Raw genomic sequence first — 14126 nt, 5'->3', positions numbered from 1 at the left:
TCAGTCACCTCGTCTGTGGCGTAACCTTGCTGTATCGAAAACGCTCGGGCCAATGCGGCCCACGGGGAGAATTTCAACATGAAAAAAATTGGCTTTTTATCTTTCGGTCACTGGACCCCATCACCACAATCGGCCACCCGCTCCGCGCAGGATGTGCTGCTGCAATCGATTGATCTCGCAGTTGCTGCTGAAGAGTTAGGCGCGGATGGCGCTTATTTCCGCGTGCATCATTTTGCGCGTCAGCTTAGCTCACCGTTTCCGCTGCTGGCGGCGGTGGGGGCGCGGACTAAAAAAATCGAGATTGGTACCGGCGTGATCGATATGCGCTACGAAAATCCGCTCTATATGGCGGAAGATGCCGGTGCGGCGGATCTGATCTCCAACGGTCGTCTGCAGCTGGGGCTGAGCCGTGGTTCACCGGAGCAGGTGATTGAAGGGTATCGCTACTTTGGATTTAATCCGCAGAACGGTGAGAGCGATGCTGATATGGGGCGTCGTCACACTGAAGCGCTGCTGGAAGTGCTGCGCGGTGAAGGTTTTGCCAAGCCCAATCCACAGCCGATGTTCCCGAACCCGCCGGGCCTGCTGCGTCTTGAGCCCTTCTCAGCCGGTTTACGTGAGCGCATCTGGTGGGGATCCGGGTCCAATGCCACGTCGATTTGGGCGGCACAGCAGGGCATGAACCTGCAAAGCTCCACCCTAAAAGATGATGAAACCGGCGAACCTTTTCACGTGCAGCAGGCGAAACAGATTCGTGCCTATCGCGCAGCCTGGGAAGCCGCCGGACATCAACGCACGCCGCGCGTTTCGGTAAGCCGCAGTATTTTCGCACTGACCAACGACACCGACCGCGCCTACTTTGGCCGCAGCGGACAGGATCAGGATTCGGTTGGTTTCCTCGATGAGAAAACCCGTGCGATCTTCGGGCGCAGCTACGCCGCCGAGCCGGATAAGCTGATCCAACAGCTGGCGCAAGATGAAGGGATTGCCGAAGCCGATACGCTGCTGCTCACCATCCCGAACCAGCTGGGCGTGGATTACTGTGCGCACGTGATTGAAAGCATCCTCACCCACGTCGCACCCGAGTTGGGCTGGCGTTAAGTCTCCAGGTGCGCAGCAGTGCGCACCTGACCTGAAACTGCGCGGTCTTTTGTAGGGCCGCCATTCATGGCGACCGATTCACGCTTCACTGACGAGCATTACGCCATTCATAGCGTTCCATAAAATAACCCCAATAACTCCAAACCTTGCAATGCGGAGTTATTGGGGTTATTTTTATGTTTTCAGGATGCAGTAAGGCAAGTGCATGGATAGCAGATCATTGATGGCTGAGATTAAGGCCGATGGTTGGGAACTGATACGCATTAACGGTAGCCATCACCATTTCGTCCATCCCGTAAAAAAAGGATTGGTGACGATACCGCACCCAAAAAAGGATTTGCCGATAAAAACGGTGAAAAGTATCAGGAAACAAGCCGGACTGATTGTCCATTAATTGAAAGAGGTAAATATGTTTTATCCCATTGCGATTGAAGCTGGCGATCAATCGACAGCATTTGGCGTTACCGTACCGGATTTGCCGGGCTGTTTCTCGGCCGGTGATACCTTAGAAGAAGCAGTGAAAAACGCCAAAGAGGCGATTATCGGTCATTTAGAGTTGATGGTAGAACTCGAGCAGGATATTCCGGCGGTTTCCGATCTTAAAACGCTGATGAAAGATGCGGAATATGCCGGTTATGTTTGGGTGCTGATTGATGTGGATGTCACGCGGATTCTTGGTGGGTCTGAGAAAATCAACGTTACCTTACCGAAGTTGCTGATTGATCGTATTGACCGTTGCGTAGCGACACACCCCGAATTCAAAACCCGTTCAGGTTTTCTGGCGCAGGTGGCGCTGGAACGTATTGCGAAAACCCGCTGATTAACCGGTGCGCAGCAATGCGCACCTTATTTATCAATCCGCACTCAGCTCCCACCACAGCTTATCCAGCGCGTAATAACGGTCGCGCTCAGCTGCGGGCTGGTTCAAATCGCGCTTCCACGGTTTGGCCAGAATGAAATGCAGGTTCTTCACATCCTCTTCGCGCCACATCGCACTGTGCTGGAACGGCAGGGTTTTCAGCGCGTTGTAAATATACGGCAGCGGCAGCCAGCGATTCTCGAACACTTCATTGAGTAAATCCTGCTCGGAGAACGGATAACGGCGCAGATCGCTAATCGCCGCCACTTTCTCTTGTAACCACTTAAACACCGACAAATCAGGTTTTAGCACCAGGAAACCGCCGTTCAAATAGCGATCCAACGTGGCGGGAGCCGCCTCGCCGCGATCCTGCCAGGTGTAATGACAATTCTCCGGCTGCCAGCTGGCCGGATAGCTGGCGATGTTATTTGGATTGCAGCGACAGGCGTGACATGCCGCCAACGCATGTTTGCCGAGATCGAGCGTAAACAGCTCGTCCATATTGCGCAGCACCAGCATATCGGCATCCAGAAACACCACGCGTTCGCAGTCGACCAGCTCCCACGCGCGCAGCTTGCTCCATACTTCACCAAACTGCGCGGAAGCGTAATGCTGCTCTAGCTCGGCATTCGGCATCAGCGGCTCCACCGGATGGATCACGCAGCCCAGCGCCTGCAACGCTTCTCGCGTTTCCAGATCGATAGCGTCTGTCACCATCACAATCAGCGGCCAGCGCGTTTCGCTGCGTTTCAGCGAACGGTGTAGCGCTTTCACACCAATAAAATAGTCAGGCTGCGTTAACAGCGTTACCCATGCAAACATGGCTTCTCCCCTTCAAACTTAATCAAACAAAGCAGTGACATAGTCATTGCTAAAACGGCGTTGCGGATCGAGCTGGTTACGCACTTCGCGGAAGGCGTCCCATTGCGGATAGATATCGCGCCACTGGTAGCGCTGCGGATCGTAATATTTGCCCCAGTGCGGACGTCCACCTTCGGCCGCCAGCAGCTTCTCCACTTCAGTAAGAAAGTGCAGGCCATCTTCCGACAGTGAGCCATCGTCGGCGTAATACACCACAAAGCCGAAGAAGCAGGTCGCGTGCTGATACGCCGGGCTGAGCCAGGCTTCAGACGCGCCCGTACAACGCAGGATAATTGGATAGTGCATATGCGGATGGTTCTCGGCATACCACGCTTTGATCTTGCTGATAATCTGCGGCGTTTTCTCCAGCGGCACGCCGATCTCAACGTTGATTTGCGGCACCGCAATGCCGCGGCAAAATAGCTGATAGATATCGCCGCTGATGTCGGTGAAATCGCGGAAGCGCGTCACGGTGCGGAACTGCTTGCCGCCTTTGCCGTGAATCTGCGTATCGCGATGCATCTGTGCCAGCGTCTGATCGATGGTCTCATTCAGGCTGCTGTCGGTATCATCGCCGTGCTCAATCACTTCACGCTGATTGGCGTACCAGGCTTGTGACTCCGCTTCACTGGCTTCATGCGCGTTCCACACGTGCATCAGGTTGTCATCAACAAACCACCAGGCTTTGCTCATCTCATACTGCTGATTCCACGCCACCAAATCCTGCTCCAGCGTATCGGCGGAGACGGCAAACTTGTGGCAGGTAAACAGGCGGAAAGGACGCGTGCGCAGCGTCACCGCGGTCACAATACCCAGCGTGCCGAGCGACACCTGCGCCGCAGCGAAATCGGGCTCGCCGCGTACCAATTCACGCACGCTGCCGTCGGCCAGCACCAGGCGAATGCGCAACGCTTCATCGGCCAGCGAGCTCTGTGCCAGGCCCTGGCCGTGCGTGCCGGTTGCCATAGCCCCGGCCAGCGTTTGAACCGCAATTACGCCCGGCGAGGAGGCCAGCATGCGATCCATCTCGGTAAGCTGGCTGTAAACCTGCTCCAGCGGCGTGCCGGCGGCAAAGGTCACGCTATCAGCGTCATGCGCAATTACGCCGTTAAAGGCGCTGAGATCCAGCAGCAGATCCTGCTCATGCACCCCTAGCATGCGGCCCGGTGACAGGCGGCTGCCGAGCACGCGCACTTTGCCGTTGGCGGCGCGCAGCAGTTGTTGGAGCTCCGCCTCATTTTGCGGCTGCTGTAACTGATTGCGCTGACCTACCACCGTGTTCTGCGCCCAGTTCCACAGTGCGCTGTCCTGGTCGGTATTGTGCGTATGGCGTAAGGGATAAAGGTGGGGGTCTTTGTTCACTACGGCGTTCCTTAGTCTGAGGTCTGTGACGGTCCCAAGAGTTTAAGCGTAGACCATCACAGCGAAGCCGCAGACTACGGGGCTTTGCGCACATATCGTAGCGTGGCGGTGACCGCTAACTGCCGATTACGGCGGATGCTGTCCTCCTCACTATCGTTCGGGGTGAACAGCGTATGAAAGGTGTAGCGATTGGAGACGTGGTGCACACAAATACTGCTCAGCAGACGATGCACATCAACGGTGTCGAGCTGATCGATAAATAGCCCTTGCTGTTGGCCGCGCGTCAGGATGTCATCAAGCAGATCAAGCGCGCTTTTATTCAACGCTTTGATGCGTTCAGACTGAATGATGTAGCGCCCGCGCAGCAGGTTTTCGGTACATACCAGCCGCATAAAGTCAGGATGTGAGACGTGATAATCAAAGCTAGCCTCCACCAGTTTGGTCATTGCCAGCTCAGGCTCCATTTCGGCAAGATTCAGCCCGGTTTCATGCTGACGTATTGCCTGGTATACCTGTTCAAGTACTTCAATATAGAGCTGCTCTTTGTTGCCGAAGTGATAGACCACCATGCGTTTGGTGGTTTGCGCATGATCTGCAATCTGCTCCAGACGCGCGCCCTGCATGCCGAACTCCGCGAACATTTTCAGGGCACCGGCAAGGATGCGTTTCTTAAGCCCTTCAGGGTCATTTTTCCGTTTCGTTGTAGTGTCCGACATAGCGCTCAATAACAGGTTTTTCAAAAGGGGGATGGTAACACAGCCATTTTCTCGCTTGTGACGAGGTGAGCGGCGTGCGGCTTTATGCTTTTCAGGAATAGCATTCCCGAATAAATCATAATGCAGGAATAAGCAACTGCGTATACTGCGGTCATCTGTCATTACGACAGCTTATTTTGACTCGCGCAATTATAACGATTGGGAAATATTTTATGCACACACGTCTGGCATCCGTTAAAAATAAATTCTTGTTATCCGCTGGCGCGCTGCTGCTGGCCAGCGCGGCGCTATCGCCATTGTCTGTGGCCCACGCTGCCGATAAAACCTCGATTAAAGTCGGCATTATCAGCGGCGAAGATGAAGATGTTTGGCGCGAAGTGATCAAACAGGCGGCAGCCAAAGGTCTGACGGTGAAAACCGTGATTTTCAACGATTACAACCAGCCGAACGAAGCGCTGCAAAATGGTGAAGTGGATGCCAACGCCTTCCAGCATCAGCCATTCCTCAATAACCAGATCAAGGTGAATCATTACGACATCGTGCGCGTGGGTGATACCGCGGTGTGGCCGATTGGTCTCTACTCGAAGAAAGTAAAAAAGGCGGCAGAGTTGAAAGAGGGCGCGGTGATTGGCGTGCCAAACGATCCCTCTAACGAAGCGCGCGGTCTGGTGCTGCTGGAGCAGCAGGGGCTCATCAAGCTGAAGCCAGGCGTGGGTATTGCGGCCACCACCGCCGATATCACCGCGAACCCGCATCATCTGCAAATCAAAGAGCTGGATTCCGGCATCATTGGCCGTTCCGTTCCTGACCTCGACGCTGCGGTAGTGAACACCGATTGGGCGCTAAAGAGTGGCCTGACAACCGCCGATCGTATTGCCCAGGAGCCGGTAAAAGATAACCCGTACAACAACTTCATCGCGGTGAAGAAAGAGAACGTGAGCGCGCCGTGGGTGAAAACGCTGGTGGCTTCCTATCAGAACGACGCCGTGAAGACCGTGTTTGACAAAGTCTACAAGGGCACGGGCGAAACGGCCTGGTAAGGAACGAAAAAGATGACGTTATTCTCAGGAGCCGAAACCCCCTTCAGCACGTTGCAACGCGGCGTGGTCGACAGCGCGCATGACGAAGCGCAGGTAACGTTTCGCGACAGCGGCAGCGTAGTGCGCTTGCAGGGAGTATCACGTCGCTTCGGGCAAACCCGGGCGCTGCACGCTATCTCGCTAACGGTGCAGAAAGGCGAAATTCTTGGCCTGATTGGGCGCAGCGGTGCCGGTAAATCGACGCTGATTCGCTGTTTTAACGGGCTGGAACAACCTGATGAAGGCGTTATTGAAATTGAAGGCCGGAACATCACCGGCCTGTCAGAAAAGCAGCTGCAAACGGTGCGCAGCCGCGTTGGCATGGTGTTTCAGCACTTCAATTTGCTTTCGGCCAAAACCGTGGCGCAGAACGTGGCGCTGCCGCTGAAAATCGCCGGCATGGATAAAGCGCAGCGTCAGCAGCGCGTGACGGAACTGCTGGATCTGGTGGGATTAGCGGACAAAGCGCAAAGCTATCCGGCGGCGTTATCCGGTGGTCAGAAACAGCGCGTCGGCATTGCGCGCGCGCTGGCGGCGAGTCCGGCGCTGCTGCTGTGTGATGAAGCCACTTCCGCGCTCGATCCGGAAACCACGCGCTCGATTCTGGCGCTGCTCAAATCGCTTAATCAAAAACTCGGCATCACCATTTTGCTGATCACCCATGAGATGGAGGTGATCAAATCCGTGGCGCATCGCGTGGCAGTCATCAATGCCGGAGAAATTATCGAACAAGGTCCGGTGTGGCAGGTGTTTGCCCATCCGCAATCGGATCTGACCCGCATGCTGCTGCGGGGATTGCTGCCACAGCTGCCAGAAAACCTGGCCGCACGCATCAGCGATCAGAAGCAGGGCGACGCCATCTACAGCGTGCATTTTGCCGGTGACGATGCGCAGGGCGATCTGTTAACCCGCTTTGCGGCCGCGCTGCCAGGTAAATTCCGCCTGCTGCAGGGCGGTGTTGATCACATCCAGCATTACGCGGTAGTGCGTTTCTTTATTGCGCTCCCGGCGGCAAACGCGGCCGATGAGCAGCAGATTCTCAGCTGGCTGCATGCGCAGCAGGCACACGTGGAGTTGGTGGGTTATGTCGCCAGTTATGATTGATCTTTTGCTGAATGCGCTGGGTGAGACGGTGCTAATGACCGCGATCTCTGGCCTGTTTTCACTGGTGGCGGGTTTGCCGCTCGGCTTGATTCTGGTGATGACCAGCCCGGGCGGGATTGCCGAACATCGCGGCGTTAATCGCGTGCTGGGGCTCATCATCAACGGCTTCCGCTCGCTGCCGTTCATTATTCTGCTGGTGGCACTGATTCCCTTCACGCGCTTCCTGGTCGGCACGTCGCTCGGCACCTGGGCGGCGATTGTGCCGCTTTCGATTACCGCGACGCCTTACTTCGCGCGCGTCGCCGAAGTTTCCTTGCGCGATGTCGATCGCGGGCTGATCGATGCGGTGCGCGCCATGGGTGCCAGCAAGCTGCGCATTGTCTGGGACGTGCTGATCCCAGAAGCGCTGCCCGGCATTCTTTCGGGTTTTGTGGTGACGCTGGTGGCACTGATTGGCGCTTCGGCGATGGCCGGTGCGATTGGCGCAGGCGGACTGGGGGATTTGGCAATTCGTTACGGTTATCAGCGTTTTGAAACCTCGGTGATGATTGCGGTGATCGCGGTGCTGATTGTGCTGGTCTGCGGCATTCAGTGGGTCGGTGACCGATTGGTGCAGCGTATTGATAAGCGTCATGCCTAATCGGTGGCCATGAATGGCCACCCTACGAAGGCCGGTGCAAATTTTGTAGGGGCGCCATTTATGGCGACCGCCGCATAGTAAAAGGAGAGTATCTATGTCGCTGAATGCCCTTCAGCTCACCCTGGAAAACAGCCTCGAACAGCACAGCGCCGCCTATCTCAAGGTCTCGCAGGCGATATTCCAAAACCCGGAAACCGGCAACAACGAGTATTTCGCCAGCGAACAGCTGACGCAGCTGCTGACGGCGCAGGGCTTTGACGTCACGCGTAACGTCGCCGGACACGAAACGGCTTTTTATGCGGTAAAGACCAGCAGCAAACCCGGTCCAACTATCGCTTTTCTGGCGGAGTATGACGCGCTGACCGGCATCGGACACGCTTGCGGCCACAATCTGATTGGCACCACCAGCGTGGCTGCGGCCATCACGCTTTCCCAGGCGCTGGAGGAAACCGGCGGCCGCGTGGTGGTGCTGGGTACGCCAGCCGAAGAGGGCGGCTTAGCCGGGCCGGGCGGCCCCAAGGGCAACGTGAAGAAACGTTTTGTCGAAGCCGGATTACTGAAAGATGTCGATGTGGCGCTGATGGTGCATCCCGCCGGTAAAACGCGCTTGACTGAATCGACACTGGCGAATAATCACCTCTACTTCCACTTTTACGGCAAGCCGTCACATGCCGCCAGCGCGCCACATGAAGGTATTAATGCGCTGGATGCGCTGGTGTTGCTCTACAACGGCATCAGCGTGCTGCGTCAGCAGCTGCCGGACGGGGTGCGCGTGCACGGCATCATCACCAACGGTGGCCAGGCGCCGAACGTTATCCCGGAATACGCTTCGGCGCACTACTACATCCGTGCCGACAGCCGTGAAGTGGTCGAATCGCTCGAACCACGTCTGCGCGCCATAGCCGAAGGCGTGGCGCTGGCGACCGGCGCGCGCGTTGAAATTGATCATCAAATTGGCCCGCGCGATTTCAAACTCAATCCGGCACTCGATGCGCTGCTGCTGGATGAGTTCATCGCCGCAGGCGAACAGGTCGATTTGTCACCGCAGAAGAATAAAGTCTCTACCGATGCCGGCGACATCAGCCATGCGGTGCCAACGGCGCATCCGTGGCTGAAAATCGGCCCTGACGATCTGATTTTCCACACCGTGCCGTTCCGCGAAGCCGCTAACTCAGCGCGCGGTTATCAGGCGCTGTTGATAGGTGCTCGCGTGTTAGCGCGCACCGGATTGCGCCTGCTGACCGACGCGGACGCATTAAACCATGTCAAAGCGGATTTCGCGCGACAACCATAAAGGAGAGTGTTGTGTCGCAAACCTATCGCAGAAAATTGAAAACGCTGGTCGGTGCCAGCAGCGTGATCTCCGCGGCTAACGACAGCCAGCCGGGAGTGGGGATCGCGCGTGCTATCGAACTGGCGAAGATTGCCGAACGCGAAAAAATTACCGGGCTGTTCACCGCTGATTTGTTGCAGGCCGATCCGGCGGGCTTAGCGGGCACCACCGGCACTCAGGATCCGCTGATTGCGCTCGCCGCGCTGAGCCAGGTGACGTCACACATCGGTTTGATAGCCACCGTCAGCACCAGCTGGCTGCATCCGTACAATCTGGCGCGTCAGGTCGCCACGCTCGATCACATTAGCGGCGGGCGTGCGGGCTGGAATGCGGTGACCTCCTCCGTTGGCGAGGAAAACTTTGGCGAAAGCCCGCTGCCGCCACCGCAGGAGCGCTATGCGCGTGCCACCGAATTTATCGAAGTGATGAACGCGCTGTATGACGCCAACGAGCGTGCAGCGGTGCAGCGCACCGCCAGCGGCGGCATTCGTCTCGATCATACTAAACTGCATCCGATCAACTACCGCGGTGACTATTTTCAGGTTGCCGGACCGCTTAACGTGCCGCCACCGCCGCAGCGCCGTCCGGTACAATTCCAGGCGGGACAGTCCGAGGCGGGCGTGACGCTGGGCGCGCGCTATGCCGAAGTGATTTACACCTCGCAGCCGACCTTTGAGGCCGCGCAGACGTTTGTGGCTGAGGTGCAGCAACGCGCACGACGTTTTGGTCGTGAGCATAATCCTCCACTGATCATGAATTCCTTCCACGCCATCATTGGTGAGAGCGACGCTGATGTCGCGCGTCGCCTGCGCGAAAAACATGAACGCATCAACTATGAGCAAGGGCGTTTACGCGTGGCGGATATGTTAGGAGGGGAAGTGGATCTGCACGATGTGCCGCTTGACCAGCCGCTACCGGCGGCGTTGATTCCTGAAGTGACGCAGGTGCATCGTCGTCAGGGCCGTGCCGCCATCTTCCGTGGCTATGCGCTGGAAGGATTAACGCTGCGCGAGCTGATCATCAAAGCCGAAGAGACCGGCCACTGGTTTGTCGCCGGCACGCCAGCAACGCTGGCGGATGCCATCGAACAACGTTACCAGGCTGGCGTACTGGATGTGATTTCACTGCATGGCCTCGGCCAGCCGGACCAACAGGATTTGCTGCTCAACGGCCTGCTGCCGGAACTGCGCCGCCGCCAGCTGATTGATACGGATTATGTGGGCAGTGATTTCCGTAGCAGCCTGGAGCTGGCGGATTTACCTGTGATTAATTAAGCCGATTGCGGACTTACGAGAAGACCAGTTTGTTCCCGGTGCAGCGCGTTGTTCAGGAAGTCCGCAATTTTCTCTTCAATGTGGCTATCTATGGTGCGCAAACGGAGAAGCGGGATATCACATTTATCGAGCACTGACTGCTTCAATTGATCACGTTCCGCTTGTAGCGTTTCGGCGTGCTGACCACCATCAACTTCAATAACGCCAAGCGGCTGTTTACCCACGCGATAATAAAGTACAAAATCGCAGCTCGCGCCTTGATTCATAAACTGCTCTTCACGTGACGTGAAGATGCTACTCGGCGCAATAATTAACTGTTTGAGTGGAATCTGGTTATGCAACTGGAGCGAAGAAAATTGCGCGAGTTTTAGCGCATCTTTAATTAAACGTGCGGCAATCTGCTCAGATTTAAAATTTGAATCCTCAGGATTAAGTCGTGCTTTTAACGTATCAAGAGATTGGTCATACTCTTCATAAAGTAGGTCGAAAGCAGAAACAACCGGGCTTTGATAAACGTTATCGTTATCTGCATAATATTGCATGTAGCGAATCAGTGCGGCGATGTGTTGGTTGTTTTGGGTAAACACATTATCACCCGTCACCAAAGTAAAATGACGTTTAGCGCGCGATACTGCCACATTAATCAGTTGCGGATCATCAACGAATGCCAGGGATTGTGAGCTGGCTTTTTTATCGAGCACCGTCGAAAATACTATTTCATCACACTCCCGCCCTTGAAACTTATGCACGGTTGCGCTGACAAAATCCTGACCTAAATAGCCTTCAGAGAGATCAACCTGCGCATTATAAGGGGCAATAAAGCCGCGCTGAGATTGTTCCTGCCAGTCCAGAGCATTCATTGACTCGATTTCACGTAGATTACTATTATCCCGATTATGATTACCCTTAGCGGTAATCACTAAAGATAAGGCTTTTTCACCCCGATCGCGTGTCATGGCAATTAATTGATTATCGTAGAACTGTTTATTACAAAATTGAATGATTTTAGGATGACATCGGTAATGCTCTTTCAATAACGTGACAGGTAGGTTCTTGCCGTATACGCTCAAAACTGAATCCAGCAGGCTATGACGTTGGCAGTCGTAAGCTGCCTCGGGCGCTGTAATATCAAACGGTAATTTCGCCGGTACGTGTGGAAGTTGCTTGCGGTCACCGACAATCACAACATTATGCGCACATGCCAATGCAAAGACGCCGGGTAAAATATCCTGCTGCGATGCTTCGTCAATAATCACGTAATCCAGCGGGTTATCAGAGCCAACGGAACTGATAATTGAGTAAGTTGTGCTACCAATAACAGGAAAACGCTGTAAAAACGCGCTGAAGTTTCTACGGTAATTGCCTTCGTTGATCTCTTCCACCGGGCTGAGATGTTGGCTCAGATGAGCCTGTAAACAGTCATGCGAATCCTGCGAAATGGCTTTAATCACCTGCGAAACATCGCGATGAACTAATTGCTTTTCAGCATGGGCAAGCTTCTCTTTTGCCAGCGTGAGGCGCTGGCGATAGTAGTGGCGCTGTAGAGCATAGAAACAGGCCAGACGTTTTTCCGGTGTCTTAAGTGGCCGGGTATCAATAATGCCGAAGCGGAAGAACAGTGTAAAACGCTGCGCTAAGCCTATCTTCTCACGCTTCATAGATTGCAATAATGCCATCAAATCCGTGCTTTTTTGCGGTGTCAGGCGATGTTTATCAACCGGCCATCCTGAGGAAATTGAGTGGTTGCTCATCCATTGCGAGAGGTATTTTTCCTCAATTTTTAATTCCTCAATCTCGGCCAGGTAGCGTGCTTTATCACACTGCGCATGCAAATGGGATTTAATCTCAGTAACCGCTTTAGCGATCTCTTCTTTTCGCGGTGCAATATTTTTCCAGCAATTTGGCAAAGTAGGGAGTTGGGCAAAAAAATTCGCCTTGTTATCGTTGCTACCGAGTTTCGCCACCACATGCCCTAATCCATACTCTTCGAGTTTCTGATAGACATTCTCTACAGCAGCATTGTTATTGGACACAATGGCAACGCTTTTATTCTCCATAAGAATATTAGCAATAATATTAAGAATGGTTTGGGTTTTTCCGGTGCCTGGAGGACCTTCAATGACGGAAAGTTGCGAACTAAATGCCTGCTCTACGGCCTGTATTTGGCTGTGATTCATGCCAAACGGGTAGATTAGCTGAGGTGAAAAATTGCGCCTGGCATTATTGCCCGCGAGGTAAGCATGTAAAGCAGTATCATTTATCGGAATTATTTTCGATAGCTGATGGGCCAGGTTTTCAGCAATCACCGTTTGATCGGTGGAAGCACTTTTGACGCGAGCCTGTGCCATTTCGACCAGATAGGAAAATAACGCTTTATCTTTATAGTCCGCAGGGTGATAAATTTCCGCCTTATCAGCCATCATGAGGTAGCGATAGCTATTACCGGGGTAGGTGTAAAGTACATATTTATTACCGACCATCACGGCATTTTCAATTTCCTGAAATGTAGTGGTGCCTTTCTTACGCAATAGCGTACCGCTAATAGGGCTAATTGGCTCAATTTGGCATTCAGTGAATGGCCACGAATACGATTTACCGGAGTGAAAAATCCCTTTAAGTTCCAATTGCTTATTATTATTGTATTTCAACTTCCAGTCTTTAAGTTGAGCGGTGCGGTCTTCACCGTTCACTATGATCGTCGTCATTTCCCCATCCATGAGTAGCGTTAATGATTGAAGGACTATAACCGCAGACGTGATGTGGGTGAAGTTTTCTCAGCCATTCTTTCTTATGACTCTTCTGGAACCCGTCTCCACACTTAGCTTCAAGCTTAATGCACCATTTTCCACATCTATGCACACTCCACTTATCGCTTTACACCTATATAGCATTTGACCTATATTGACAAGGAGGCATTGTGTGGAAGATAGAGACAACCGACAGATTTGATCGCTGGCTAATGTCGCTTGATGATGTTGACCGGGCTTGTGTACTGGCAGGCCTTATCGTTTTGCGAGAAAAAGGTCCGGCTCTAAGCAGGCATTATGCCGATACGATTAAAGGTTCACGTTATAGCAACCTGAAAGAACTGCGAGTACAAAGTAAAGGCGATCCCATTCGAGCATTTTTCGCCTTCGATCCATGGCGAATAGGTATTGTACTTTGTGCTGGATGCAAAGTAGGCAATGAAAAGCGCTTTTATGCTGAGATGGTGCCGCTGGCCGAGCGAGAATTTGCCAGGCATTTAGATAACAAGAGATGAAAAGGAGAGAGGCGATGGGCAGAACGCTAGAACAGATCCTCGCTGATGAAAAGCCTGAAGTGGTTGCCTGTGCCAAGGCTCTGGCGGAAGAGACCTTGCTCAACATTCATTTAGCGGAGCTGCGTGAGAAAGTGCAGAAAACCCAAGTGGAAATGGCGCAGGCGCTCAACATCAAACAACCTACCGTTGCGGGCATGGAAAAGCCGGGCCGTGACCTTAAGCTTTCTACGCTGAAGCGCTATATCGAAGCGGCGGGTGGAAAATTGCGGCTGGATATCGAATTACCAGACGGTTCGCATTACGAGTTTGTGGTGTAACCATCAGCAAGTTATGTTCTGAAATCCCTTAAGGTGCGCATTTATGCGCACCATGAAGGTGGTCACCATAAAGTTACGACCTTACTAAGTGCATAAAACACAAAAGCCCGCTCAGGTTTCCCTGAGCGGGCTTTTTAAATTTGGCTCCTCTGACTGGACTCGAACCAGTGACATACGGATTAACAGTCCGCCGTTCTACCGACTGAACTACAGAGGAA

The 14126-nt window shown here is 53.7% G+C and carries 14 protein-coding genes and 1 tRNA gene; 10 read left to right on the top strand and 5 right to left on the bottom strand.

Features of this window, described 5'->3' with window-relative positions:
• The first annotated feature begins 78 nt into the window (after nucleotides 1-78).
• The 3 genes from ACIP6T_RS08340 to ACIP6T_RS08330 all read left to right on the top strand — a co-directional run bounded on the left by ACIP6T_RS08340 (nucleotide 79) and on the right by ACIP6T_RS08330 (nucleotide 1921).
• Nucleotides 79-1101, top strand: coding sequence for an LLM class flavin-dependent oxidoreductase (locus ACIP6T_RS08340; protein ID WP_097096780.1), 1023 nt, complete (start codon nucleotides 79-81; stop codon nucleotides 1099-1101).
• 205 nt (nucleotides 1102-1306) lie between these two features.
• The gene (locus ACIP6T_RS08335) at nucleotides 1307-1495 is read left to right on the top strand and encodes a type II toxin-antitoxin system HicA family toxin (protein WP_097096781.1); all 189 of its coding nucleotides are present in this window, start codon (nucleotides 1307-1309) and stop codon (nucleotides 1493-1495) included.
• A 15-nt stretch (nucleotides 1496-1510) separates the two neighbouring features.
• A complete protein-coding gene (locus tag ACIP6T_RS08330) occupies nucleotides 1511-1921 on the top strand; it encodes a type II toxin-antitoxin system HicB family antitoxin (RefSeq protein WP_097097681.1) in 411 nt (136 codons plus the stop codon).
• A 33-nt stretch (nucleotides 1922-1954) separates the two neighbouring features.
• Here ACIP6T_RS08330 and ACIP6T_RS08325 read toward each other — a convergent pair whose 3' ends face one another.
• From ACIP6T_RS08325 to ACIP6T_RS08315, 3 genes are all read right to left on the bottom strand, one after another.
• A complete protein-coding gene (locus ACIP6T_RS08325; protein WP_345829119.1) occupies nucleotides 1955-2782 on the bottom strand; it encodes a glycosyltransferase family 8 protein in 828 nt (275 codons plus the stop codon).
• A gap of 18 nt (nucleotides 2783-2800) precedes the next feature.
• The gene (locus ACIP6T_RS08320) at nucleotides 2801-4183 is read right to left on the bottom strand and encodes a D-arabinono-1,4-lactone oxidase (RefSeq protein WP_400456355.1); all 1383 of its coding nucleotides are present in this window, start codon (nucleotides 4181-4183) and stop codon (nucleotides 2801-2803) included.
• Nucleotides 4184-4257: 74 nt separating this feature from the next.
• A complete protein-coding gene (locus ACIP6T_RS08315; protein ID WP_345829123.1) occupies nucleotides 4258-4899 on the bottom strand; it encodes a TetR family transcriptional regulator in 642 nt (213 codons plus the stop codon).
• Nucleotides 4900-5111: 212 nt separating this feature from the next.
• On the opposite strand from ACIP6T_RS08315, the gene ACIP6T_RS08310 reads away from it, so the two are divergent.
• The 5 genes from ACIP6T_RS08310 to ACIP6T_RS08290 all read left to right on the top strand — a co-directional run bounded on the left by ACIP6T_RS08310 (nucleotide 5112) and on the right by ACIP6T_RS08290 (nucleotide 10329).
• The gene (locus ACIP6T_RS08310) at nucleotides 5112-5939 is read left to right on the top strand and encodes a MetQ/NlpA family ABC transporter substrate-binding protein (RefSeq protein WP_400456352.1); all 828 of its coding nucleotides are present in this window, start codon (nucleotides 5112-5114) and stop codon (nucleotides 5937-5939) included.
• Between the two features lie 12 nt (nucleotides 5940-5951).
• On the top strand, nucleotides 5952-7082 hold the full coding sequence (locus ACIP6T_RS08305) for a methionine ABC transporter ATP-binding protein (RefSeq protein WP_400456350.1): 1131 nt from the start codon (nucleotides 5952-5954) through the stop codon (nucleotides 7080-7082).
• Nucleotides 7063-7722, top strand: coding sequence for a methionine ABC transporter permease (locus ACIP6T_RS08300; RefSeq protein ID WP_097096787.1), 660 nt, complete (start codon nucleotides 7063-7065; stop codon nucleotides 7720-7722). The genes ACIP6T_RS08305 and ACIP6T_RS08300 overlap by 20 nt, the downstream gene beginning before the upstream one ends.
• Before the next feature lie 94 nt (nucleotides 7723-7816).
• The gene (locus tag ACIP6T_RS08295; protein WP_400456347.1) at nucleotides 7817-9016 is read left to right on the top strand and encodes a M20 family metallopeptidase; all 1200 of its coding nucleotides are present in this window, start codon (nucleotides 7817-7819) and stop codon (nucleotides 9014-9016) included.
• 11 nt (nucleotides 9017-9027) lie between these two features.
• Nucleotides 9028-10329 (top strand): NtaA/DmoA family FMN-dependent monooxygenase, encoded by a 1302-nt coding sequence (locus ACIP6T_RS08290; RefSeq protein ID WP_400456345.1) that lies wholly within the window; start codon nucleotides 9028-9030, stop codon nucleotides 10327-10329.
• Here ACIP6T_RS08290 and ACIP6T_RS08285 read toward each other — a convergent pair.
• A complete protein-coding gene (locus ACIP6T_RS08285) occupies nucleotides 10326-13034 on the bottom strand; it encodes an AAA domain-containing protein (protein ID WP_400456343.1) in 2709 nt (902 codons plus the stop codon). The two genes, ACIP6T_RS08290 and ACIP6T_RS08285, sit on opposite strands and share 4 nt — an antisense overlap.
• Nucleotides 13035-13246: 212 nt before the next feature.
• Between ACIP6T_RS08285 and ACIP6T_RS08280 the strand changes: the two genes are divergently transcribed.
• Both ACIP6T_RS08280 and ACIP6T_RS08275 read left to right on the top strand, forming a co-directional pair.
• The gene (locus tag ACIP6T_RS08280; RefSeq protein WP_400456341.1) at nucleotides 13247-13591 is read left to right on the top strand and encodes a type II toxin-antitoxin system RelE/ParE family toxin; all 345 of its coding nucleotides are present in this window, start codon (nucleotides 13247-13249) and stop codon (nucleotides 13589-13591) included.
• Nucleotides 13592-13605: 14 nt separating this feature from the next.
• Nucleotides 13606-13908 carry a helix-turn-helix domain-containing protein gene (locus tag ACIP6T_RS08275; RefSeq protein WP_400456339.1) on the top strand — a complete coding sequence of 101 codons (303 nt, stop codon included), beginning with the start codon at nucleotides 13606-13608 and terminating at the stop codon, nucleotides 13906-13908.
• 141 nt (nucleotides 13909-14049) lie between these two features.
• On the opposite strand, the gene ACIP6T_RS08270 is transcribed toward ACIP6T_RS08275, so the two are convergent.
• A tRNA-Asn gene (locus ACIP6T_RS08270) sits at nucleotides 14050-14125 on the bottom strand.
• Nucleotide 14126 lies beyond the last annotated feature (1 nt).

Source organism: Pantoea sp. NPDC088449, assembly GCF_044753225.1.
In the GTDB taxonomy this organism is placed as follows: Bacteria; Pseudomonadota; Gammaproteobacteria; order Enterobacterales; family Enterobacteriaceae; genus Pantoea; species Pantoea floridensis.
This window is presented reverse-complemented; position numbering and strand designations above follow the sequence as displayed.

What these genes read in the sequence shown, in the direction of transcription:
- ACIP6T_RS08310 (WP_400456352.1), top strand. Translation starts at nt 5,112, where the DNA reads ATGCACACACGTCTGGCATCCGTTAAAAATAAATTCTTGTTATCCGCT.
- ACIP6T_RS08285 (WP_400456343.1), bottom strand. Translation starts at nt 13,034, where the DNA reads ATGACGACGATCATAGTGAACGGTGAAGACCGCACCGCTCAACTTAAA.
- ACIP6T_RS08295 (WP_400456347.1), top strand. Translation starts at nt 7,817, where the DNA reads ATGTCGCTGAATGCCCTTCAGCTCACCCTGGAAAACAGCCTCGAACAG.
- ACIP6T_RS08305 (WP_400456350.1), top strand. Translation starts at nt 5,952, where the DNA reads ATGACGTTATTCTCAGGAGCCGAAACCCCCTTCAGCACGTTGCAACGC.
- ACIP6T_RS08340 (WP_097096780.1), top strand. Translation starts at nt 79, where the DNA reads ATGAAAAAAATTGGCTTTTTATCTTTCGGTCACTGGACCCCATCACCA.
- ACIP6T_RS08275 (WP_400456339.1), top strand. Translation starts at nt 13,606, where the DNA reads ATGGGCAGAACGCTAGAACAGATCCTCGCTGATGAAAAGCCTGAAGTG.
- ACIP6T_RS08300 (WP_097096787.1), top strand. Translation starts at nt 7,063, where the DNA reads ATGTCGCCAGTTATGATTGATCTTTTGCTGAATGCGCTGGGTGAGACG.
- ACIP6T_RS08335 (WP_097096781.1), top strand. Translation starts at nt 1,307, where the DNA reads ATGGATAGCAGATCATTGATGGCTGAGATTAAGGCCGATGGTTGGGAA.
- ACIP6T_RS08330 (WP_097097681.1), top strand. Translation starts at nt 1,511, where the DNA reads ATGTTTTATCCCATTGCGATTGAAGCTGGCGATCAATCGACAGCATTT.
- ACIP6T_RS08315 (WP_345829123.1), bottom strand. Translation starts at nt 4,899, where the DNA reads ATGTCGGACACTACAACGAAACGGAAAAATGACCCTGAAGGGCTTAAG.
- ACIP6T_RS08325 (WP_345829119.1), bottom strand. Translation starts at nt 2,782, where the DNA reads ATGTTTGCATGGGTAACGCTGTTAACGCAGCCTGACTATTTTATTGGT.